Below are 21,651 nucleotides of genomic sequence, written 5' to 3'. Positions count from 1 at the left end.
TTATAAAAAAAGAGGTGACCCTATGTTTTTACAGCAATTACTTAACGGCATTATGATAGGCAGCGTGTATGCCCTGACCGCAATGGGTGCGACACTTATATACGGTATCCTGCGCATCCTGGATGTCGCTAATGCCGGTGCATATGTAGCCGGAGCTTATATTGGCTGGTTCATCTACTTCAAGACAGGCAGCTTGGTTCTGGCCTTTCTTCTCTCCATGGCGATTACCGGTCTGATTGGAGTACTGCTGCACAGATATATTTATGCACCGATCTTAAGCAAGCCGCGCATACTGCCTATCGTACCACTGGTTGCCAGCGTTGGACTATTTACACTCTCCGGAGACCTGGCTCGTCTGATCGCAGGCCCGGGAACGAAGGCTTATAATATTGATTTTGGCACCGACGTAATCAAAATCGGAAAGCTGACGGTCGTACCTGCGTGGATTCTGATAATCGTTCTGACCACGCTCCTCTTCACCGTGTTATGGCTAGTCCTCAACAAGACCAAACTTGGTCTGGCCTGGCGTGCCACGGCGGAGGACTCCGATATTGCACAGGCTATGGGTGTTAATACCAACTCCGCTATGGCCCTGAGCTACATCCTTGGATACGGCTTTGCCGCCGCTGCCGGCATCATGGTTGGTATACTTTACAATTCGATCACACCGGCATTGGGCGAGGTTCCCTCATACAAGATGCTGTCTATAATTGTCCTTGGCGGTCTGGGAAGCCCGGTAGGTACAGTAATCGCAGGATTGTTCATTGGTCTGGCAGAAACGATGCTTTCCGCATACGACCTCACTTTCATCCCCAAGGACTCCGTTGCATTCATCGTCTTGATTCTGGTCTTGCTTATCAAGCCCTCCGGTTTGATCAGCAAGGGCAATAAAATATAAGGAGGGTGGTAAGATGGGTAATTATATAACGACAGTTGCAGTCAACATTGCAGTATTTTCGCTGCTGGCCCTGAGCCTGAACATCATCATCGGCTATGCCGGTCAATCGATGATGGGCCATGCCGCCTTCTTTGGCATCGGTGCCTATACAGCCGCTATCTTAACCAATGCTGGTGTCAATTTCTGGCTGGCGCTGCCAGTGGCGATGCTTGTCACCGGAGCACTGGGCGCCATCCTCGGTGTAATAAGTCTCCGTTTGCGTGATGACTTCCTGGCCATCACCACTATCGGCATAAACTTTGTCATGGTAGCTTTATTTCAGAATATGGAGATCTTTGGCGGTTCCCTGGGTATGGCGGTCAAAACACCCTATTTCTTCGGAAATAAGATGACACCCACCCATTTCCTGGTACTGCTGATAATCCTGATTGTGCTGGTATGCATGCTGATCCGTAAGATGAACAATTCCTGGTTCGGTCTGGCGCTGGCCAGCCTGCGCGGCGATGAAGGCGCAGCGCTCTCCTTCGGCGTCAATATCAGCCATTATAAGGTCCTTACTTTCATCCTCGGCACGGCTATCGCCGGCCTCACTGGCGGAATATATGCGCACCGCATGACCTTTATTTTCTCAAGCAATTTTGCCTTTGTCATATCCATCAGTGTCATCTCCATGGTAGTGGTGGGCGGCGTCGGAACCATCCGTGGCCCATTGATCGGAGCGATACTGCTTGGCGCGGCACCAGAGCTTCTGCGCTTTGCCGCCGATTACCGCATGATTCTGTACGGAGGTGTCATTGTTCTGATGATGCGTTTCCAGCCACAGGGGCTGCTCGGAGAAGACAGCTTCCTGCTGCGCAAATATAACCAACTTATAACCATAATACTCAAAAGGAAGGGCGGTGAATCACATGCGTGAGATCCTGCGAGTAGAAGGTCTGAAAATGTATTTCGGCGGCCTAAAGGCGGTTGATAACCTTAATATGTCAGTCTTCGAGCATGAGACCCTCGGTATTATCGGCCCTAACGGCGCCGGTAAGACCACCCTTTTCAACTCCATCTGCGGCGTATACAAGCTTACAGATGGCAAGGTCATTCTGAATGGACAGGAGGTGCAGAGCTCTCCACCTTATGAGATGGCGCGCAAGGGCATAGCGCGAACCTTCCAGATTAGCAAACCCTTGCACGACCTGACAATACTCGATAACGTAGTCGCCGCCTCCGGAATCCACGAATATACCGGTGTACGTTCCTTTTTCAAAAAAAGCCACACCAAAGCAGTAGTGGAAAAGGCGGAAGCCGTGATGGAGCTGGTCGGTCTCACTGAGATCGCCAATAAAAAAGCCCGAGATGTCAGCCTCGGCTATCTGCGCCGGCTGGAGATTGCCCGGGTGCTGATTACAGACCCGCAGCTCATCATGCTGGATGAACCCTGCGCCGGTCTCTCCAATTTCGCCATCAACGAGATCACAGAGCTGATCCTCAAGCTGAAAGCACAAGGCCAGACCATAATCCTGATTGAGCACAATCTTCCCCTCACCATGAAGGTATGTGACAGAATCCTGGTCCTGAACTACGGGCAAAAGATCGCTGAAGGCTCACCGGCAGAAGTACAACAGGACAAAAAGGTGATTGAGGCGTATTTAGGAGAGGAGGATGATGACCAATGCTGAAAATCGTAGATCTGGAAGTTGCATATGGCCAGATGGAAGTTTTGAAAAAGGTCAGTCTTGAAGTCAGAAAGGGAGAGTTGGTCAGCGTAATCGGTCCCAACGGTGCCGGTAAGAGCACCTTGATCAAGACTATCATGGGCCTCAAAGAAGCAAAGTCCGGGCAGATTTTACTGGAAGGCAAGGATATCCTCGGCTTACCGGCATGGAAACGCGCTGAAATGGGCGTAGGCTATGTGCCGGAAGGTCGACGCGTCTTCGGGAACCTCACTGTGGAGGAAAACCTGCGCGTGGGCTGCTACCGTCTATCTGACGCCAAGAAGGTACAGCCGAATATCCGAAAGGTATATGAGCTGTTCCCTCGCCTAGAAGAGCGCCGCAACCAATTGGCACGTACTATGAGCGGCGGCGAACAGCAGATGCTGGCCATCGGTCGAGCTCTGGTACTGGAACCGCGCCTGCTGCTGATTGACGAGGTCTCCATGGGCTTGATGCCAATCATGGTCCAGACTTGCTTCAAAATCATCAAGGACCTGAACAATCAGGGCATCACAGTAATGGTTGTGGAGCAGAATGCCAACAAAGCGCTGAAGATCGCGCACCGGGGCTACGTCCTCGAGACCGGCAACATCGTGCTGGAAGATACCGCGGAAAACCTCCGTATGAACGATGTAGTGCAAAAGGCATATCTGGGCAATTAACCTCACAACAAAAAGGGTACAGGATACCGTAACAGCGGATATTCTGTACCCTTTATTAAATCCTACAAGCTTCTTTCCTATTGCTCTTGGAATTTCAATACTAAACCCGCTCCCACTTCTACAACGTTAGTAAAGACCACCTTTGAAGAGATATGTGATTATAAGAATATGGACCTGGTACAAAAAATTCTACCCGGTACATTATTTCCCGTTACTCCTAAGAAAAATACTTCTGATTTCTGCTTTTCGGCTTATTCGGTATTGTTAATTTAAGCAAACTTTGTTCTACTAACGGCATAACAAGGGTTTTCATAGTATAGTATTGTGTCCGACCTACAAATTTAGCTATTTCTTCACGAGTTTTGGGAGTTATGCAAAACTTCAATAAATCTGATTGTATATCTCCTGTTCTTACCATACCGCTTTCAATTTGTGTTTCCATTCTATTCTTTAAAGTAACAATAAAGCTGCCTCTTTTATTTTCAAAAATAGGCTCAGGAAGATTATGCTCCTGCATCTCCATACGAATGGTAGGGATGCCAGAGTATCTGTTCTCAGCAATTTTCAGAATTTCAAGTATGTTGGTTAAAGTTTGATTTCGTGTATCCGTATGAATTTTCCCAAGGCTGTCAATAGTGAGCTTCCCATATAATCCGCCTTCATTTATGATTTCCATACGGTCGCTATATATGATTATTCTTACAGGGGTACCCTCTGTGTGAATACTGTAATCCCTATGCATTAAAGCGTTAAGCACCGCTTCTCTAACAGCCTTTACAGGATATTCAGGCTTATCATTTCGTTTGCCATTTTCATCAATTATTGTTTTCTCACGCATATTTCGTTTCACAAAGTACATAGCTTCGTCAAGCATTTGGCTTATTATCCCCTCAATACGCTTATTGGCAATAAAACGTTCGCCATCAATGCCGGTTTCTCCCATTTGAGTACCGGGTACAACTACCGCTGTAATACAAAGCTGATGTTTTTTTGTTAAGTTATAATATAAATTTTGCTTAATTGCAAGCATTAAACAAAATATTTTCTTTAATACTTGCAATTAAGCAAAATATTTTTATATATTGCTCCAAATTAAAGCATCTGTTTCTTAAATGAGCTGGCCAATATTTGCTAATACCCGAAATAACGCAACCGTAAAGCCGCTCCTTAGATGAGAAAACACCTTTTCCAGTCTTGCTGAATAATCCAGATCGATAAAATTAAAACCCTAGTAGCTCCTTCGGTATATTTACCGAGGAGACATGCAGGAGCTCTATCCCATCTTCCGCTAGGCAGATGTGGTAGTATACGCAACTCCAATCTATTGGTCGAGCGTTTCCACCCAGCTGAAAGCATTTATGGATAGATGCTATGCATTAGGCTCGATAAAAGATAGCTTTAAAGGTAAAAAAGCAGCCCTCCTAATAACCTATGGAGGCGAACTGCCTAACAAAGGCCCTGCTCTTGTAAAGACCATAAGTGTCAGGTGCAAAGGTTATTAGGTTATGTTTTCTAGTAGTATTGATAACCTAATAACCTACGCACCTGGCACTGTAAGTTCTGTAAGTTTTTGTCAGGTGCAAGGGGTATCAGGTTATTTGATTTACTTGACTTGGTAAGTTAATAACCTTTGTACCTGTTACTATAAGCTCTACATACAGGCACTTTACCATCTAACGATCAAATATACGATATATCCCACACGATATGTCCCACAAGCTGCTAAACTTGATTTGGGATATATCGAAAGAGAGGGATATCATATGAATGTAAAAGAAGCTGTTGCAAAAAGAATTGTTGAACTCTGTGAACAGAGCAAAATTGCCATAAACACCTTAGGCATAAATGCAGGGGTTTCGCCGTCAACAATTTACAGCATGCTGAACAATAAGAGCCAAAACCCCGGTGTTGTTTCAATTAAGAAAATCTGCGATGGTTTGGATATTTCATTACGCGAATTCTTTGATTCCCCTCTGTTTGATAATCTTGAGCAAGAGATCAAATAGGGGGTGTAGTAATGGCACGTGCGTATTATGACCATTCTGTGGGAAATTTTTTACATGAAGATCCCAACTCAATCTTGGGAATACTGGCGGCCAACAACCAGTTTGACTTGAACGATCTGCAACGGAACACATGGCAGTTTGAGATTGACATTCTTAAGCGGTCTCTGATGGGTCTGGAGGATGGCTATCTTATCTTTGAGTACACTATACCCCGAATTGGCCGCCGCATTGATAACGTTTTGATCATTCAGGGACTTGTTTTCTTGTTAGAATTCAAGGTTGGTGAACATGCTTTTCTTCGTGATGGTATCTACCAAGTCACAGACTATGCCCTTGATTTAAAGGACTTCCATAAGGAAAGTCATCAGCGAACATTGGTGCCTATCTTAGTAGCAACTGAAGCGCCAGATGAAAGGCCTACTGTTTCTATGCTGAAAGAAGGTATCACGAATGTACTGCTATGTAATCAAAACAACATACGGGCTGCGATTGACGCTGTACTTCATCAGATGTCAGATATCCCGCTCGATCCGATTGTCTGGATAAACTCTATTTATATGCCGACACCAACAATCATCGAAGCGGCTCAGGCGCTGTATCACAATCATACAGTTGCAGATATCTCCCGCAATGATGCCAGTGCAATTAATCTGTCCCGCACCACTAAAGCGATCAACCAAATAATTGACTACAGCAAAAGCCATGGTAAAAAGTCTATATGCTTTATCACTGGTGTACCCGGCGCAGGAAAAACTTTAGCGGGGCTGAACATTGCTATCGAGCGCCAAAATACTGATGCTACTAAAAACGAATATTCAGTTTTTCTTTCCGGGAATGGGCCATTGGTTGATGTATTGCAGGAAGCACTAGCTCGTGATGAACACCAACGAACTGGAATTAGCAAAACAGAAGCACTGCGCAAATCAAAGGAATTTATCCAGATCATACATCACTTCCGGGACGAAGCAATATCTGTAAATACCCCGCTAATTAATAAAGTTGCAATATTTGATGAAGCGCAACGTGCATGGACGAAAGAAATGCTGTCTGACTTCATGAAGAGGAAAAAGGGTAAGCCAAACTTCAATATGTCCGAACCTCAGTTTCTGATCAGCATTATGGACCGTAACGAAGATTGGGCAGTAATTATCTGTCTGATCGGTGGCGGTCAAGAAATCAACACAGGTGAAGCTGGGCTTCTGGAGTGGTTCGATACACTAAAGGCTCATTATCCAAAATGGGATGTTTATGTTTCCGACCAAATCTCCGATAGTGAGTATTCTCAGGGTATATCTGTCCCAGAATTGCTCACCGGTATGAATTATCATGTGGCTAAAGACTTGCATCTGGCCGTATCTTTACGGTCATTCCGCAGCGAAAACGTAGCTGGGTTTGTAAAGAGCTTACTCGATCTCGATAAAGAAAAAACAACTGCTTTATATCTAACGCTAAAAGAGGACTATCCAATAGTTATCACCCGAGACTTGGAAACCGCTAAAAAGTGGGTGAAAAACATGGCAAAGGGAACGCAACGCTATGGTATTACGGCCAGTTCTGGGGCACGACGGCTAAAAAAATATGGCGTTTGGGTCCAGAGTAAGGTTGATGCGAAAAACTGGTTTTTGAACGGTTTTGACGATGTGCGTTCTTCCTATTTCATGGAAGATACCGCTACCGAGTTTGACATTCAGGGATTGGAATTGGATTGGACTATCATCTGCTGGGATGCAAATTTTCGCTATAACGGTTGCGAATTTGAATATTATAGTTTCACCGGTTCTGCCTGGCATAATATCAACAATGTAAAAAATCGCAATTATCTCAAGAATGCTTATCGTGTACTACTCACCCGAGCTCGTCAAGGTTTTGTTATTTTCGTTCCAGAAGGCGATAAGAACGATGAGACTCGCCAGCCAGAGTTTTATGACGGGATTTATCGTTATCTTAAAGAACTGGGGGTGAAAGAGATATGATTGATGTGACTGCTGCAATAATTCGAAATGGCGACAAGGTCCTTATATGCCAAAGGCCAAGAGGTAAAAATTGTGAGCTTCTCTGGGAGTTTCCCGGAGGAAAAATTGAACCTGGCGAAACAGATGAGCAGTGCCTTATTAGGGAATGCCAGGAAGAATTGGGCATAATTATTAAGGTGCTCTCCTTATTCTCGGAGGTCACTTTTGATTATCCTCAGCGAACCGTTCACATAAACTTCTACATTTGCGAGATAGTTGATGGTACTCTTCAAAAGAAAGAACACAATGATATTCGGTGGGCATCACCAGATCAATTTTACAAATTTGATTTCTGCCCGGCGGACAACGAAGTAATATCAAGTATTAAAAACGAAATATTAAATCTGTAAAAAAGCACTTCAGAGACGGTTCTTAACAAACCCTCCCCCTATGTGTCTTAATTATTTTACACCTGATAAGTTGATTAGTTGACAGACTGTCAACTTATCTAAGATTAATATCGATATTCACATTTCCTATTTTTTGAATCATCACATTTAAAGCTGCACTTCATTTCTTCACAATATTTGCAGCAAATATCTCCTTTATCAAAGCAAGAAGATTTTGAACAATGCTCAATAGTTTTGCTAACTGCAAAAGTAGCGGGCAAAAAAATATCATCTCTTTCAATCTCAAGAAGCCGCGCAATCCCCGAAGCAATTTTCTCTGGTACTTTTCTTTTCCCCTTTTCATACATATTGTAGGTTGATACTGCAATCCCCAATTCTCCAGCAATATATGATTGTGTTATTCCCCTTTCGTTTCTGATTTCATTTATACTTTTTTTCACCGCACCGCCCCCAACATTTATCATTATTGTAAATTATATATTTAGTATAGTTTTGCTAATTGTGAATGTCAATACTAGATTTCACATTTCGTGAAATCAATTTATATAGTACCATTTATATGATATAGTATATTTAATTCACAAAGTGTGAAAAGAGGGTACATAGTGAAAGACAACATATTTGGTAATAGAATTGCCCATCTCCGGCGGAATAACAGTCTTAGCCAGATTGAATTCGCCAAAATATTAAATATATCAAATACGACACTATCCCAATACGAGTCCGGTAAGAGAATCCCCAGTGACAACATTAAGATTCAGATCGCGGATTATTTTAACGTTTCCTTGGATTATCTCTTTGGCAGAACCAATATAATAGATACTGCCGACAGCATACTAAATAAAGCATCCAGCCCTTCACAGCTCAACACCATCTACCAAGACAACGATATTCCGCCGGAAGCTGCGGAAGAGATGATAAAATTCAAAGATTATTTAATTCACAAATATAATAAAGCTAAGGATAAGTAATTTACCAGAATCACTCCTTAGCTTTATTATATTATCAGCATTATATTACAGATTTTAATTTCTTCCACGTACAAGTTCTTCTTTTCCGGCCAATACTTCAGTCATGATCAATGCACCCAGCCTAAATCCATATATAAACGATTCCGAAGCTTCCATTGAACTCAATTGAGAACGCAAATCCAACAGTGTTTCAAGTTGATTGTAATCATTTTCTGAAAGCTTCTTTTCCCACATTTCCAGGATATCAGATATTTTTTGACTTAATGGACGGTATTCAGGGTCCTTTGATATAATCAACTCATCGGGGTATATATTACTCGCATACAGTTCTTCCAAAATAGATTTCATATTCCACCTTCTTTCTAACTTTCAATTTCATATCCCAAAATAATTTTAGCGATATTTCCGCTAAAAGTCAATAGCGAATAATTCGCTAAATTATAATTATCTTGAGGTGATTTCATATGTATGAAAGAATGCGGAATCTGCGGGAAGACAAGGATTTAACGCAGACACAGGTTGCGGCGTATCTCAATTGCAGCCAAAGGATTTACAGTAATTATGAACGCGGCGATGTGGATATACCTACCGGAATTTTAATCAAACTGGCGGACTTGCATAATACAAGCACGGATTATCTCTTGAACAGAACAAACAGGATAAAGCCCTATCCAAAAGACTGACAAAGAAGGGACATTGTACCTGTCCCCTTGTCCCTCTTACAAGCCTACTATCTGGCTGTCAACGCTTAATATATGGGATTACTCCCACATATTCATGACTCGCTACTGATGACTTGGTTGAGTCTTTTCAGGCAGGGTTTCCACCTGCTAAACTATTCGGCATTTCCCAGCCGCACCGGAGGTTTCCCTGGCACCCCTCATTTTTGTTGAGACAGTTATGTTTTGACTTTCCTACATTTGCTGCCAGCAGACAACGAGATAATATCAAGGTTTAAAAACGAAATGTTCAATCTATAAAATAGCACCAGAGACGGTTATTTTCAAACCGTCCCCCTGTGTGTCTTACTTGTTTTGCACCTGATAAGTTGATTAAAAATTTTTATGCAAATACGACATAATATCTTTGATATTAGCTATATGTAAGGCTATTAATTTTCTCTCAAAGGTAACATAATCATCTGCCATACGAATATAATGTTGTACAGAAGGTAATCTGTACAAATTTCTTCTCCAAATATAATCTTTATCTTTTTCTCCCATTTTCACAAATTCCTGTCCGAGCATTGATAATGATACTGTTCCATTTTTGTTGTCTCTGCTCAAAACAATAAAGTCAAGTAATGCTAATATCTTTAAATGTTCCATTAATATGGATCGATCTTTCTGTTTATCAATACCAACAATTCTATAAATATTCTTAATACTAATAGAATCATACAAAGTGCCAGAAAAGATTTTATTCATCAAGTCAACATAATACTTTTTTGAATATCGAGGTACTATACAAACATCTTTGCTTAACTCCTCAATATCAGTGGCATTACAAATTATATTGCAAATATTATCTTCACTTAAATTGATAATGAACTTAGCCAAATATTCTCCAACTTTATTTGAAGTTATTTCACACTCAGCGTTTTTATATCTCAAGCAATTATAATCAATTTCTTTTAGATAGTATAAATTCATTACCTGCTCTTCGCTTAGCTCACCATTCACAACTGCATCCCACTGCTGCTTTTTCAACTTACACTGACTACATTCCTGTTTATTGTAAAATCTTCTACCATAGCCATAATTTATTCTATAAATATTTTCGTTCATCAGCTTAAGATCAAAATATTTTTTGGCAATTGCCGGATGTTCTGTTTCAAATTCAATCATCGCACGATAAGCTGAGCATAGAGTATTCGGATTTGGATGATAATATTGATTCCTTTCACAAAATTCTCTAAATGACATTTTTTTATAGAATTGAGGTTGATTGCACCATCTCGCAATCTGTATATAAAGACCTTTATATTTGCTGTTTTCATAATCTTCATAGCGCATAATATATGGCAAGCATCCATATCTCATAAGGATATGAATTCTCTCAAACACATTTTCAATATCATGTTCATCTTGTGAGTTAAATGCACTTAGAACATACATTTTGGGATGCTTGTTGGTATATTTTTTCCACAATTGTACTTTACTAATGATATTATCTTTATCACTCAAATGATCAAAAGCGAAAATAAAATCTCCATAATATTTAACTTGATTAAATCGATATGCTTTTCTATCTGTCATTAATCTTAGATCTAGTCCCTGCCTAAACTGAAACGGCTTATCCGTTTCAACTAATTCATTAATAACATCCTCCCAATCAGTACATCCAAGAATATTATCATCCCATAAATAGATCTTGGATCGGCTCTCATCTAAAAATTCATACACATGTGCATGTTTTTGTACTTTATCATACTTCTTATTTACACAAAATTCACATTTGCGAAAACAGCCTCTTGTTGTAAAACCGATTGAAAAATTCAAGTAGTCAGAATACCTTTGAGCATCTTTTCCTCTTGAAATTTGTAAATCTACATATTCTTTATACAAATCATAGTATGGCATATGATGCTCTATCTCATACGGAAGATCAGTTCCTCCATCTGCAAAAAAGCCAGTACCACCAAAACTTACATTAGGTTCAGCCATCACCGACTCTGGTATATATGTAAAATTGAACACCTTAGAAATATACACATGATCGAACTTTTTTGTATTATCATACGAATCGTATATTAAACTTATTTCGTCACCTATTTCCCTATGGTATCCTGCTATTTTCATGAGTGCTAAATTTGGGTGACGTGTTCCATTATCCATTAAATCAGCATCTACAATACCTATTTTCATATTTTTCTCCAACTATCCCTAAGTTCTATTGGCTATTCAACTTCGACTACTCTTTTATCTCTTTTAATATCTTATCAACTGCCATCTTGATTTTTTTGAGTTCAAACGTTATCTGTTTAGGATCTTCCCTTTTCACTTGTACCTCAAAATCATCTTCGCTAATTTTGCTTCTAAACTTATATAATATTTGGTATGCATTACTTGTTTTCCCTGTATCTTGGATCCTGTCAAACCCTTCGTAAATATCGATTTTCCCTTCGCAAATTCCAGACATAATTTTATTAGCAGTTTTCCCGGATACTTTTGCAATGACACCAAGTTTGTTTCGTATATCAATTGCTTGTGAAATTTCTTCATTTTTTATCTGTGTCACAATTGTTTCATCCAGATTGGCATATGTTTCTCTGTATTTTTTAATACCACGATTTTTTAAGTACTCATCATAATAGCTCCAATGGCCTGCCTTCAAGTCATCTTTTTCTACCATAAAAGAATATACCCTATAGTAATTTTGTGCTGTTGCTTTTTCTAATCCCAACTCTTTTGCCATAATATCTACTGACAATCCAGATCCATAGACGTTTACCCTTCTATATAAATATCCAGCTTGTTCAAATGGACTCCAATCTTTTCTTCCTATAATATGATATTGTCCCAATAGAGTAAAGATGCTAGACTCTGGTATGTCAGAAGGTAGTATTGTGCATTTAACACGCCCCCACTTAGCAGGGTCCTTCTTTGCCAATAATCTGTATGCAGCTAATCTACTATTCCCCTCCAATACTACGTTATCCTTTGCACGCACTATTAATGGATCTATAAGACCGCCATTTGCCTCAATAGATAGTCTCAATTGCTTGACATGCTCCATGTTCATTAACTGCTCTTCAATTTCATCTTGTTCAGGAATTCCGTTTGCTACATTTAATACAGAATAAATACGAGGATTCTCTGGATAGAACTTTAGGTCAACCTGTAGTAATTCCTTTTCCTCGACTTCAAATTCTTTTTTGCCAATTGTCATTTTTTTACTCAAATTATACCTCCTCATCACCGTCATTAAGATTTAGAATTTGCTTTACAAGGCTGCCAAAACTGTAGTCTGCTACATCCTGATATTCCATCTTATTGATATCACCTTGCGCAAGATGCGCCGAATTTTGCTTTGCCTTAAGCAGTGTATCTACCCATACATCAATACTATCGTTAATCATTATGTTGTAGACATAACATGTTTTTACTTGTGATATTCTATGTATTCTATCTTGAGCTTGTAGGTAATCATCCAAACTGAATCCTCTATCATAAAAGATTACATGATTTGCCATTGTTAATGTTAATCCTTCCTTAGCAGATTGAGGTGTTGCAAACAAAATTTTATACTCATCTTTTCTAAATCTATCAATAGACTTATTTCTGTCAATAATAGTCATGCCTCCATGAACCTTAACCGCATTGTATCTTGAATATTTCTGAGTAAAATAATTAATATTTCCAATGAAGCTCGACCAAACAATGCATTTTTCACCTTTAGCAATAATTCCATCTACCAGTATCTCCAACTCTTGTTCTTTACCTGAATTTCCAAAGTACATATCATCAATTAATTTTGGATTGGATGTTACTTGTACTAATCTTAATAGGCGCTTAAGTGTTGCTGTTGAATCGTCAAATATAGACTTGTCCCCTTTTTGTACCAAAATAGCCATTTCATCTTTTATTTTATCGTATATTTCTTTTTGCTGTGGCTCAAACTTTGCCCAGACATTCATATACTGTTTATCTGGCAAATTGATTATTCCGCTGTCTTTGGTTTCTCTCACTGAAAACTTATTAATCTTCCTATAAATATCCGAAACGGCATCCTCAAATATTTCTTTTTTATCATCATCTTCATAAAGCTTATTTGATAAATCAGTTATGTTTTTGAACGACTTAAAATCAGTTCCCAAACTTTCACCGCTATCCAAAAAAAAGATCTGGGACCATATATCATATGGTCTATTAGCAACAGGAGTTCCCGTCATTATTGTTTTAATCACAAATTTAGATGAGAGTTCAAAAAAGTCCTTTGATAATTTAGATTTTGGATTTTTTAGTTTAGCTGACTCGTCAATTATTATGGCAACATTTCTCGATTTGAGATACAGATGAAATCTTACTTTTTCGGCAGGTATTGTCTCGAAATTCGTAATAACAACTCTAGCTGGTCCATTAAACACATAAAAGTTTTCTGCCCTATTATTAGTTAAAACGGCAGGCTTAATGTATGTGTGAGACATAAATTCGGTTTTCCAATTCTGTATCAGTTGCTTTTTTGTCACTATTAGCACTGTATCCACATCTTTATATTCTAACCAATATAATAGTAAATCAATAGCTATTTTGGTTTTACCTAAACCTTGCTCATGAAAAATTGCTGAATATGGTAAATCTTTAACTGCATCAAAAGCATCTTTTTGATATGGAAATGCACTAAGCTTTGCAATAAGAATAGGCTCGTTTTTCAACTTAACTTTTCTCATACCAGTCCCACCTGCCCCACATCATCAATCACTTTAATATTCAAATCAAATTCATTATTTGATTTCATCCGCCTCAACATATTTTTAGCCGATCTACATTCAGTCCATGGCACAGCAATAATTAAATACGCCGTCCCTTCAAACATGGAACATGCTTTCATATAAGATAAATACTGTTGTTTGCTATGCTTCCTTTCAAAATCAAAAGAAGTTTTTGCTTCACCTATTACCATTATGTCATTATGGCAATAATATAGATCTGGCCGGTAACCTTCAGCCGTTTTCGGAGGTTTTTCTTGGCTTTCAGAAATGTCCAGTAAAATAAAACCTCTAAACTTTTCTGGTACGATCTCCGAAACTATGTGCATAATATTATGTATCATTTTAATGTGCTGTATAGACTCTCCCATTTTTCTATTCCTCTTTTATCTCCTCAGCTACCGCCATCAATTCATCTAATAAATCAAATAATATTGCTTTTTTGTCATCATAATCCGGATCAAACCTAAGGCTTCTTATCTCTGCGTATTTAATATTTCTTAGCTTTTTAGTTAATTCAGATGCTAAAATTCCATACGAAACATCTTTTATCGGTCCTGCGTCAAATTCTTCAATTGCCAAGACTTTCATTGCTTCAGAAATATTTTCCTCAAGAAATACCTTCGTTGCTTCTTTGCTTTTTAATATAACAGGAATCTTTCTGACATTTTGCGCCGTATCAATATTACCATCTATTACCCATTTTGCAAAATCGTTTCGGTCATATTTATGTATAACTATTGCGTCTTTTATACCTCTATTTTGAAGCTCCATAAATTTAGAAAATTCTCTCTGGTCAAATTCACTATCGTCATCTAAGTTAGAACGATAATAATTTTCTATATCGTAATACGCATCTATCATTTTTTTAACTTCTGCTGATTTTCCTCCACAAAACGATATAATTTGTAGAATTGGAAGCTTTTCTTTATTACTCAGGTAATTTAAGTACTTAGCTTTTGAATATGGATCCCAATCTCTCGGTCCAACCAGATGCGACTGAAGCCTAATAGCATGGATTTCTTCATCTGCTAAATCTTTATAAACTATTGAACTAATAGTCTCCCATTCACCTGGAACACCAGCCTGATAAAACTCTTTATATATTTGAACCCTTGTATTTCCTTCAATAACTACCAGTTTGCCGTTATCTAACTCATTGACAATGATTGGGTGTATAATCCCTTGATTTGCCTTTATTGATTCCTTTAAGCTGCTATATGATGGTCCGGATTTTTCATCAGTTCCCGCTCCTAACGCCATTGAAATAGTTTCACTCGATATTTGACCCTCACCATATATTTCTAAATATTTCGCAATCCTAGGATTTTCATAATCTAACATGATCTCACTTACACGAATCTCACGATATTCAGATTTCATTATCAAATCTCCTCTTGTTTATTTAGTGCTCTATTACAATATGTAATGTTTCTATCATTTATATATATCAATTAACCATGACATCATTCAATTCAATCTTATTAAATCACCCTTTTAGTACCATCGAGGCTCGAAAATCATCTAAATATATTACATGATATAACTCCAGACTATCTCTATATCCGTTATGGTTAACTGCTGTACAAGAGCCTGTTTAAATCCTCATGATGGAATTCACATAATAAGACATTTTCTCATCCAATAATGTTATAATTTGACATGGAATTAGTATATCCTTCAATAACTACAAAATAAATATATTCATTTCATATTCCATGTTTATTTGGATTACGACTCATGAGATTATGGAGATTATGTGCAGTCTGTCAACTTGTCAACTTACTTTCTTTATAACTTCAAATAGAAATGAATACGTAAACTATCTATAAGCTTTGGTATAACTTACCTCTGTGCACTTCCGCACTTAATTATGATACGGTTTACTGTAATAAATCTTATGTATGTTAACTTTTTAAAGCAACAGAGATACAATATATAAGTCACCAAACTTATCAGCATATTCCACCTAACCCAACTCAGCCCTCCTACTTCTCCATACCCGCTTCCTTTACAACTTCATAAAGACGTTTATTAGTATAAATCTTCTCTCTTCCAATTTTCTACGACTCCAAAAATTCGCTCTTTTCAAACTCAACTAAGTACCCAGAAGCAGTTTTCCTTGTCACTTTAAGACCCGCTTCTATATATGCGATTTTGGTATAAAACTCGAAAAAAGCAATTCCACTAATTCTCTGGAGTATATCTGGGGCTGGGGTAGAATCTTAATATGTGTTGGTATTACCTATGTAAAAATAATATGCGTGAAAACTAGACATTTTTACCCATATTGAAAAACCTTCCTGTCAACGACGGGAAGGTTTTTGTATCAATTATTTTGCACCCTTTATTACTCTGATTTCTACATCTTGCTTTTCAACCTTAGAGCTAATATCATCAACCTTTTTTTCAAGCACAGTAAGTTTTTCATAAGTCTGACTATATCCGTCAAACAATGCTTTAGAGTTGGTATCAAGCTTATTTTCAATACGCAACACATCTTTGCGTATATTTCCAACATTTGTATCCAGGCTTCCGACCTTTGTATCCAGGCTTCCGACCTTCGCATCTAAGCCTCCAATCTTTGCATCCAGGCTTACGACCTTTGCTGTTATATCTCCCTTAAAATCCTTGAATTCTATATACATCTTTTCCATTAACTCAAACATTTTATCTGCCAAGGCCTTCACTCCCCTTTTGGATTATTATAGCATATGTTAGAAGCAAACGAATATAGTTATTTTATCCAATTTTTGGTTTAATCAATACACATGCCCTAGCAACAGGGTATTTACAATAATTATGTTGTTGGGCGATTGTGGGGCTTAGCTAGTGTTTTAACATACGCATCGCATTATCTATTTTTTGAAATCCGAATTTTTCATAAAAAGTGTCTTTTTCTTCTGTATATGTTAGATAAATAGTAGTATGTTTAAACTTCTCCATAAGTAATGTAACCAGTTGTTTCCCTATTCCTTTGCCTTGAAACTCCGGTACTACAATCTCTCCTGAGAGTTATTCTTTCTCCCCGATAATTTCAAGGCAAATCTATGTTCCCCAAAATCCCGGATAAATAGGCAATTACAACACCGTAATTTGACATTGGAACATGAGCTGCTCGGGCTTTTTCAATACGCGACAGTACATATTTCCTGTTAAACATGCACCCCCCGCAATGTATGATAAGATCGTAGCCGGAAACATCCTCCGGAAAATCCGTACCGCTGACTATATCTATCCTCAGGCCCTCGCCGATTCTTTCACGCAGAAAGCGGGGAATTTTTTCTCTCCCGATATCTTCTGTCAATGGCGCATGGGTGCAGGCTTCGGCAATCAATACCTTAGACCTTTCTGTCAGCTGCTCGATAGCATAAGCGCTTTGGACAAAATAATCCAAGTCCCCTTTATAACCCGCCATCAATACGGAAAATGATGTGAGCATGCTTTCTGCAGGCTTTTTTTCATAAACTGCTTTGAATACCTGTGAATCGGTAATAATCAACTTTGGCGGATGCTTCAGGCTGTCTAACGCGGCCTCAAGCTTATCTGTTGTCACGCTTATTACGATACATTTTTTATCAAGCAGCTCTCTTATAATCTGCACTTGCGGCAGGATAAGTCTTCCCTTAGGTGCTTGGATATCCTGAGGCATGACAAGAAGAACAACGTCATCAGACTTTGCCAGATTTGACACGATGCTTTCGTTTTCATAATCCGCAGGAAGCGCACGGATAATTTCTTTTCGGATTTTATCGACGCCTTCCTTTGTGAGGGCACTGACCAATATAGCCGGTATTTTGCATTTTTCTTCTACCGACTTACGTAAAGCCTCGGCATTGTGAATAATATCGATTTTATTGATCACGGAAATGACTGGAATATGTTTTCTTTTTAATTCTTCCACCCATTCGATTTCATCTTTTGTAATATCCTCACTAAACATCATTATGGCAATATCTGTCTTCTCCATCGCCTTTTTGGTCTGAGAAACGCGCAGCCTGCCTATCTCACCAATGTCATCAAAGCCTGCCGTATCAACAAACACACATGGTCCTACACCATGTATTTCCATTGATTTATAAACAGGGTCGGTAGTCGTACCGGCAATATCCGATACGATAGCGATATTTTGATTTGTCAGTGCGTTTATCAATGATGATTTCCCGCTGTTTCGCTTCCCGAAAATGCCTATATGGAGTCGGTTCGAGCGGGGAGTATCCTGTAAACTCATAATGAATTCTCCTTCTTCATGTGGATTAGAATCTAAAATCCCGTTTTCCGCTGCCGACCTCATAGAGATACTTAACTGCGGCAGCTTTTACCTTTTCATTCGGAATATGGTTAAGCTCCTCCTGGATCAGCTTTTCGCCCTTTCCCTTTGTATCGGGTGAAGCATAATCCTCCAGGTACTCCTTAAGAGTAATTAAAGCATTGGGCTGGCAGCAGTTCGCAATCTGCCCTGATTTAACAAGTGACATAAAGCGGTCTCCGGTTCTGCCCTCACGGTAGCAGGCAGTGCAAAAGCTGGGTATATATCCAAGCTCCAGGAGCCAGTTTACTACTTGATCAAGGGTACGTGTGTCGTCAACTTCAAACTGTGCGGAGTTTTCCTCCTCCGGCTCCGGCTCGGAATATCCACCGACACTGGTTTTTGAGCCGCCGCTTATTTGAGAAATCCCAAGCTGTAAAACACGCTCACGGGTCTTTTGGGATTCACGTGTTGATACGATCATGCCTGTATATGGCACAGCAATACGGAGCACGGCAACTATCTTCTCAAACATGGAATCAGAAATGGCGTTAGAGAAATTTGCCGGATCAATATCGTCGGCAGGACGAATGCGCGGAACACTGATCGTGTGTGGGCCGACTCCCATTGCGGCCTCCAAATGCTCAGCATGCATAAGCATGCCTATAAAGTCATATCTGTACATATTCAGCCCAAACAGCACGCCGATGCCTACATCATCAATGCCGCCCTCCATGGCACGGTCCATTGCCTCTGTATGATAAGAGTAATCATGCTTCGGTCCTTTCGGGTGCAGCTCCTCATAATTCTTTTTATTGTATGTTTCCTGAAACAAAATATATGTGCCTATTCCTGCTTCCTTCAGTTTGTGGTAATTTTCAACGGTTGTTGCCGCAATGTTCACATTTACGCGTCTGATTTCGCCGTTTTTGTGTTTGATTGAATATATTGTCTTAATGCTTTCCAGTATATATTCAATCGGATTGTTTACGGGGTCTTCCCCTGCTTCAAGAGCTAAACGCTTGTGGCCCATGTCCTGCAGCGCAATAGCTTCGTTTCGTATTTCCTCCTGTGTGAGCTTTTTGCGATAAATATGCTTGTTTTGATAATGATATGGACAGTAAACACAGCCGTTTACGCAATAATTGGAAAGATAAAGCGGTGCAAACATAACAATTCTATTCCCATAAAATTTCTGCTTTATTTCTCTGGCAAGCTTATACAGCTTTTCATTTACATCTTGAATCTCGCATTCTAAAAGAACGGCGGCCTCGCGATGAGAAACTCCCTTTAATTTTTTTGCCTTTTCTATAATGCTTTCTATCAGTTCGCGATTGTTTTTATTTTTTTCTGCATACTCAATTGTATCCAGTATTTCTTCGTCATTTATAAAATCTTCCGCTTTTTTGGATTTTACATCATACATTTATATTACCCCCTTCTGATTGTTATCTGCTGGTTTAAAATCTCCTCTGTCAGTAACAAGTTCATATCCTATGCTCTGCATACGATTTTGCAGGCAGAACCTGCATTCTGCGGCTTCTTCCCCGGTGCAGATTTTGTTGTCATAGAGTTCATATTTTTTTCGCACCTTTACAGGCGAAAGATTTGGCATTACTACATTTGCGCCTGCAAGTATACCCTTTTCGCGGCCTAGAGGATTAATTGTTCCAAGGGCTGTTGTTGCCGGAATAAGTGCATTCGGTATCATAAGACGCAGTATTCCGATAAGAAACAGAGTAAGCTCAAAGGATCCCTGCGCTTTATCCGCAAAGGGTGTGTCATGGTGCGGGATGAAGGGTCCGATGCCAATCATCTCTGGAGATAATTCTTTTATAAACATCAAATCCTCTGCAAGGTTCTCAACAGTTTGAAAGGGTGAGCCTACCATAAAACCCGTACCCACTTGATAGCCTATACTTTTAAGTGTCCACAGACATTGTTTGCGGTTTTGCAGGTTTAGTATTTTAGGGTGAAGCATCCCATAATGGCCGGCATCGGCAGTTTCATGGCGGAGAAGATATCTGTCAGCTCCTGCGTCATAAAATGCTTTATAGGATTCGGCGCTTTTTTCTCCGATTGATAAAGTCAAAGCGCAATCCGGGTAATTTCCCTTAATTTCCGAAATAATATCAACCATTTCGCTGTCGCTATAGAAGCTGTCCTCCCCACCCTGCAGAACAAAGGTGCGAAAACCAAGAGCATATCCCTCCCTGCAGCAATTCAGTATCTCATCCTTGCTGAGGCGATAGCGCTCCACCTTCCGGTTCTCTGCTCGTATACCGCAGTAAAAGCAATTATTTTTGCAGTAATTCGTAAACTCAATCAAGCCTCTCGTGTATATGCGATTTCCAAAATATTTATTTGCCATTTTTCTGGATTTTTCAAACAAATATTCAGAAAGGGCCGGAGAGGTGTGACTCAAAAGCTGTACAAACTCCTCTTTCGTAAGTGAACCTTCAGCCTCTAATTTATCAACTAAGTATTCCATATTCATCACCTTTCCGTAACTACAGGCAGCTTTGAAAAGATAGTTTTGGCACTCACCTGCGGCAGCATACCCAATTTCCCCGAAAGAGCACTTATGGTATCGTTGGGCGCGTCCAAAACAATGCTTATCACTGCAACACCTTCTTTTGCATTAGGTATTCCCATTCTTCCGATAATATACTGCGAATATTCATGGAGAATAGCATTTAATCTTTCTACTGATTCTTTGTTTTCTATAATGATGCCAATCAGAGCAATTCTTGTTTCCATTTCAACCCTCCCTTTCAACGTAAAAAATCCTTGTGTCAAAAAGGCACAAGGATAGCAAGCATAAAACTTCATCTATTCTCTCGCCTTCTTGCTCGGGACGAACCCTCACCACTTCAGCACGATAACTTTTTCATTTTTGGTTTGCTGCAAGAAAATCATTGATATAATATTAACAATCACCAACTGTAATATAGCATATCACGTTATAGCTTCAAACACAAGCATATTATAAATGGCAAAATGAATGAGAAAATGCCTTGCTTTTAAGAGCAAGGCATTTTCTTAATTACTAATTTTTATTATTTCTTTGTAACTAATTGAAGATCTACTGGAATAGCCTTCTCAATAGTTTCGCCCTTGATAACCTTTACTGCATTCTCTACGCCCAGGGAGCCAATCTTTGCAGGCTGTTGAGCTACAGTAGCAGCCATTTCGCCGGCTTCTACAGCTTTTACAGCATCATCAGTTGCGTCAAAGCCAACTACCATTATTGTCTTTCCTGAAGCCTTTATAGCTTGTAATGCGCCTAATGCCATTTCGTCATTATGAGCGAAAACTGCATTGATTTCCGGTTGTGCTTGAAGGATATTCTCCATAACTGATAAG

At 39.4% G+C, this 21,651-nt stretch carries 24 protein-coding genes; 10 read left to right on the top strand and 14 right to left on the bottom strand.

Annotated features, from left to right (window positions below; all coding sequences use genetic code 11):
* The first annotated feature begins 22 nt into the window (after positions 1–22).
* Genes VEB00_12170 through VEB00_12155 form a run of 4 tightly spaced genes read left to right on the top strand, consistent with a single transcriptional unit; the run spans position 23 to position 3,266 of the window.
* Positions 23–898 (top strand): branched-chain amino acid ABC transporter permease, encoded by an 876-nt coding sequence (locus tag VEB00_12170; GenBank protein HYF83771.1) that lies wholly within the window; start codon positions 23–25, stop codon positions 896–898.
* A gap of 13 nt (positions 899–911) precedes the next feature.
* Positions 912–1,814 carry a branched-chain amino acid ABC transporter permease gene (locus VEB00_12165; protein HYF83770.1) on the top strand — a complete coding sequence of 301 codons (903 nt, stop codon included), beginning with the start codon at positions 912–914 and terminating at the stop codon, positions 1,812–1,814.
* Entirely contained in the window at positions 1,807–2,568 is a 762-nt protein-coding gene (locus tag VEB00_12160) for an ABC transporter ATP-binding protein (protein HYF83769.1), read from the top strand. Before VEB00_12165 ends, VEB00_12160 begins: the two co-directional genes overlap by 8 nt.
* The gene (locus tag VEB00_12155; GenBank protein ID HYF83768.1) at positions 2,562–3,266 is read left to right on the top strand and encodes an ABC transporter ATP-binding protein; all 705 of its coding nucleotides are present in this window, start codon (positions 2,562–2,564) and stop codon (positions 3,264–3,266) included. Before VEB00_12160 ends, VEB00_12155 begins: the two co-directional genes overlap by 7 nt.
* 217 nt (positions 3,267–3,483) lie before the next feature.
* Here VEB00_12155 and VEB00_12150 read toward each other — a convergent pair whose 3' ends face one another.
* Positions 3,484–4,296, bottom strand: coding sequence for an ATP-binding protein (locus VEB00_12150; protein ID HYF83767.1), 813 nt, complete (start codon positions 4,294–4,296; stop codon positions 3,484–3,486).
* Positions 4,297–4,564: 268 nt separating this feature from the next.
* Here VEB00_12150 and VEB00_12145 point away from each other — a divergent pair, with 268 nt between their 5' ends.
* The 4 genes from VEB00_12145 to mutT all read left to right on the top strand — a co-directional run bounded on the left by VEB00_12145 (position 4,565) and on the right by mutT (position 7,634).
* Positions 4,565–4,768, top strand: coding sequence for an NAD(P)H-dependent oxidoreductase (locus VEB00_12145; protein ID HYF83766.1), 204 nt, complete (start codon positions 4,565–4,567; stop codon positions 4,766–4,768).
* Between the two features lie 261 nt (positions 4,769–5,029).
* A complete protein-coding gene (locus VEB00_12140) occupies positions 5,030–5,272 on the top strand; it encodes a helix-turn-helix transcriptional regulator (protein HYF83765.1) in 243 nt (80 codons plus the stop codon).
* A gap of 11 nt (positions 5,273–5,283) precedes the next feature.
* The gene (locus VEB00_12135) at positions 5,284–7,245 is read left to right on the top strand and encodes a DUF2075 domain-containing protein (GenBank protein ID HYF83764.1); all 1,962 of its coding nucleotides are present in this window, start codon (positions 5,284–5,286) and stop codon (positions 7,243–7,245) included.
* A complete protein-coding gene (gene mutT / locus VEB00_12130; GenBank protein ID HYF83763.1) occupies positions 7,242–7,634 on the top strand; it encodes an 8-oxo-dGTP diphosphatase MutT in 393 nt (130 codons plus the stop codon). Before VEB00_12135 ends, mutT begins: the two co-directional genes overlap by 4 nt.
* 104 nt (positions 7,635–7,738) lie before the next feature.
* On the opposite strand, the gene VEB00_12125 is transcribed toward mutT, so the two are convergent.
* Positions 7,739–8,074: a helix-turn-helix transcriptional regulator gene (locus tag VEB00_12125; GenBank protein ID HYF83762.1), complete on the bottom strand. Its 336-nt coding sequence runs from the start codon at positions 8,072–8,074 to the stop codon at positions 7,739–7,741.
* Between the two features lie 165 nt (positions 8,075–8,239).
* On the opposite strand from VEB00_12125, the gene VEB00_12120 reads away from it, so the two are divergent.
* Complete coding sequence (locus VEB00_12120; GenBank protein HYF83761.1) at positions 8,240–8,605, top strand: helix-turn-helix transcriptional regulator; 366 nt, start codon at positions 8,240–8,242, stop codon at positions 8,603–8,605.
* A gap of 54 nt (positions 8,606–8,659) precedes the next feature.
* Here VEB00_12120 and VEB00_12115 read toward each other — a convergent pair whose 3' ends face one another.
* Positions 8,660–8,953, bottom strand: coding sequence for a hypothetical protein (locus tag VEB00_12115; protein HYF83760.1), 294 nt, complete (start codon positions 8,951–8,953; stop codon positions 8,660–8,662).
* A 116-nt stretch (positions 8,954–9,069) separates the two neighbouring features.
* Here VEB00_12115 and VEB00_12110 point away from each other — a divergent pair, with 116 nt between their 5' ends.
* A complete protein-coding gene (locus VEB00_12110; GenBank protein ID HYF83759.1) occupies positions 9,070–9,288 on the top strand; it encodes a helix-turn-helix transcriptional regulator in 219 nt (72 codons plus the stop codon).
* A gap of 369 nt (positions 9,289–9,657) precedes the next feature.
* Here the strand turns inward: VEB00_12110 and VEB00_12105 are convergent, their stop codons facing one another.
* The 11 genes from VEB00_12105 to VEB00_12055 form a co-directional block, all read right to left on the bottom strand.
* Positions 9,658–11,472: a hypothetical protein gene (locus VEB00_12105; protein ID HYF83758.1), complete on the bottom strand. Its 1,815-nt coding sequence runs from the start codon at positions 11,470–11,472 to the stop codon at positions 9,658–9,660.
* A gap of 46 nt (positions 11,473–11,518) precedes the next feature.
* Positions 11,519–12,508, bottom strand: coding sequence for a ParB/RepB/Spo0J family partition protein (locus tag VEB00_12100; protein ID HYF83757.1), 990 nt, complete (start codon positions 12,506–12,508; stop codon positions 11,519–11,521).
* Position 12,509: 1 nt separating this feature from the next.
* The gene (locus VEB00_12095) at positions 12,510–13,997 is read right to left on the bottom strand and encodes a DEAD/DEAH box helicase (protein HYF83756.1); all 1,488 of its coding nucleotides are present in this window, start codon (positions 13,995–13,997) and stop codon (positions 12,510–12,512) included.
* Entirely contained in the window at positions 13,994–14,407 is a 414-nt protein-coding gene (locus tag VEB00_12090; protein ID HYF83755.1) for a hypothetical protein, read from the bottom strand. Before VEB00_12090 ends, VEB00_12095 begins: the two co-directional genes overlap by 4 nt.
* A gap of 4 nt (positions 14,408–14,411) precedes the next feature.
* The gene (locus tag VEB00_12085; GenBank protein ID HYF83754.1) at positions 14,412–15,419 is read right to left on the bottom strand and encodes a ParB/Srx family N-terminal domain-containing protein; all 1,008 of its coding nucleotides are present in this window, start codon (positions 15,417–15,419) and stop codon (positions 14,412–14,414) included.
* A gap of 950 nt (positions 15,420–16,369) precedes the next feature.
* Complete coding sequence (locus VEB00_12080; protein HYF83753.1) at positions 16,370–16,726, bottom strand: hypothetical protein; 357 nt, start codon at positions 16,724–16,726, stop codon at positions 16,370–16,372.
* Between the two features lie 347 nt (positions 16,727–17,073).
* The gene (gene hydF, locus VEB00_12075) at positions 17,074–18,267 is read right to left on the bottom strand and encodes a [FeFe] hydrogenase H-cluster maturation GTPase HydF (GenBank protein HYF83752.1); all 1,194 of its coding nucleotides are present in this window, start codon (positions 18,265–18,267) and stop codon (positions 17,074–17,076) included.
* Between the two features lie 25 nt (positions 18,268–18,292).
* Complete coding sequence (gene hydG / locus VEB00_12070; GenBank protein ID HYF83751.1) at positions 18,293–19,711, bottom strand: [FeFe] hydrogenase H-cluster radical SAM maturase HydG; 1,419 nt, start codon at positions 19,709–19,711, stop codon at positions 18,293–18,295.
* The gene (hydE, locus tag VEB00_12065) at positions 19,712–20,776 is read right to left on the bottom strand and encodes a [FeFe] hydrogenase H-cluster radical SAM maturase HydE (protein ID HYF83750.1); all 1,065 of its coding nucleotides are present in this window, start codon (positions 20,774–20,776) and stop codon (positions 19,712–19,714) included.
* A gap of 5 nt (positions 20,777–20,781) precedes the next feature.
* The gene (locus tag VEB00_12060; GenBank protein HYF83749.1) at positions 20,782–21,045 is read right to left on the bottom strand and encodes a TM1266 family iron-only hydrogenase system putative regulator; all 264 of its coding nucleotides are present in this window, start codon (positions 21,043–21,045) and stop codon (positions 20,782–20,784) included.
* Positions 21,046–21,344: 299 nt separating this feature from the next.
* A partial coding sequence (locus VEB00_12055; GenBank protein HYF83748.1) for a substrate-binding domain-containing protein occupies positions 21,345–21,651 on the bottom strand: 307 nt, incomplete at its 5' end.

Source organism: Clostridia bacterium (assembly GCA_035628995.1).
In the GTDB taxonomy this organism is placed as follows: Bacteria; Bacillota; Clostridia; order Lutisporales; family Lutisporaceae; genus BRH-c25.
The sequence above is the reverse complement of the archived record's forward strand: the minus strand, read 5'-3'. Positions and strand labels throughout refer to the sequence as shown.